Annotated in this window: 1 protein-coding gene; it reads left to right on the forward strand. The window is 44.1% G+C overall.

Annotated features, from left to right (window positions below; all coding sequences use genetic code 11):
- Positions 1-126 precede the first annotated feature (126 nt).
- Positions 127-1,269 (forward strand): IS110 family RNA-guided transposase, encoded by a 1,143-nt coding sequence (locus tag EIZ39_RS26110; RefSeq protein WP_129204513.1) that lies wholly within the window; start codon positions 127-129, stop codon positions 1,267-1,269.
- The last annotated feature ends 514 nt before the right edge of the window (positions 1,270-1,783 follow it).

Genomic DNA, 1,783 nt, shown 5'->3' on the forward strand with positions numbered 1-1,783 from the left:
AATAGTTAAAATGAACGAAACCGACTACCATTTTGCATCACATAGGTTGAATTTGGAAATGAATGAGGATGTTGAAACCCTTCAAAACCAAATTCAGAGCTACAAACAAAAAGGAGTCGGTTTATTATGAGTATGGCCAAAAAATATGTAGGTTTAGACGTTTCCAAGAATAAGATTGTGGTTGCTATCGCTCCAGAAAATCGGGATGAAGCAGTACGGTATTGGGGCAGCATCTCTCATACGAAAGAAGCGGTTCGTAAGTTAGTAGATCAACTTACGAAGGAAGGTGACGTCACACTAGATGTATGTTATGAAGCGGGTCCAACTGGTTTTGAATTACATCGGTGGTTCCAAGAATGGTCCGTTTCCTCTACTGTCACTGCCCCTCAAGCCCTGGATACTAAAACACGAATCAAGACAGATAAACGGGATGCCATTCGACTAGCTCAACTCTGGCGAGCAAAAGAACTTACCCCTATTTATGTACCTACTCCCGATGACGAGGCTCTACGAGATCTTAGTCGGGCACGTGAAGATGCTGTTGAGGATCTAAATCGGCATAAACAAAGACTTACCAAGTTTTTATTACGTCATCAGATTCAACCTACCAAAGAAATGCGTTTATGGTCGTTTGCTTATGAAGAGTGGTTGGATACGCTACGGTTCTCCCGTGAAGCCGAGGATATCGTTTTTCAAGAGTATCGTAAAAGTATTCATGAAGCTACAAGTCGGGTCAAACGGTATGAAGAAGAAATGGAGCGACAAGCAGAGATGAGTAACCTAGCTCCCATGATTCAAGCATTACAAGGACTTCGCGGTGTGGCTCTGGTAACCGCTACGACCATTGCAGCTGAATTAGGAGATATTATAGGAAGGTTTTCTAGTGCAGCCCAACTCATGTCCTACATCGGCTTAGTCCCGAGCGAAAGTTCGAGCGGCGACAGTCGGCGGCAAGGTCGTATTACTAAGGTCGGCAATGCGCATGTTCGAAGAGTGCTGGTGGAAGCAGCCTGGTCTTACCGATATTCCCCTGCGATTCGAAGAAGATTAAGGGACCGCCTAGAAGGACTCTCATCTGAAGTTTCGTCCATCTCTTGGGATGCTCAAAAACGTCTACATAAAAAATATAAGAAAATGCAAGGAAAAGGAAAACATATGGGAACCGTTGCAACAGCCGTCGCAAGAGAACTCGTCGGATTTATTTGGTCCATTGCCAAGGAAGTTGACAAACAAAGAAAAAGGCAAAAACAACCTTCTTCTGTAGCCTAGTTTTATATCGATTCACAGGTAACTTTACAAAGGTAGAATCCAAAGAAAGGTAGGTGAAAGCCAAGAGATTGTTCGAACATCGTGATTACATTCTTAGGCTCGGGGGCAAAGTACAAAGCAAGGCAGAGAGAAAATCCGCGTGATCCCTTTGTGCGGAGTTGAATACGGACTTTATGCACGTAAATAGTTAGCCGGTTATCTCTCTGGTCGTATGAATTAAAATGTGTGAATCCACGTATATCAGGGTGCCAGTCAGGCGCAAGTACCATTTTGCCCTCGTGCCAAGGAATGTAAAACATGGGACAACAACTCATTAAAAAAGAAAATCGCAGGGAGCACACCCCCTGCACCCCGTACTCGCCGTAGGGCAGGTCCAGCAAGTGTGCTGGACCCTAGATAAGTATGTAAATGAAATTCCTGCCTGTCAAGAAGATCACTTGACAGGCAAGGGTTAAATTTGAGTTGCCAAAAAAATAAAAATGGTGCTGGGGGTTGACAGGTTTCGTTCATATCA

The organism is Ammoniphilus sp. CFH 90114 (genome assembly GCF_004123195.1).
GTDB lineage: Bacteria > Bacillota > Bacilli > Aneurinibacillales > RAOX-1 > YIM-78166.

What these genes read in the sequence shown, in the direction of transcription:
- EIZ39_RS26110 (WP_129204513.1), top strand. Translation starts at nt 127, where the DNA reads ATGAGTATGGCCAAAAAATATGTAGGTTTAGACGTTTCCAAGAATAAG.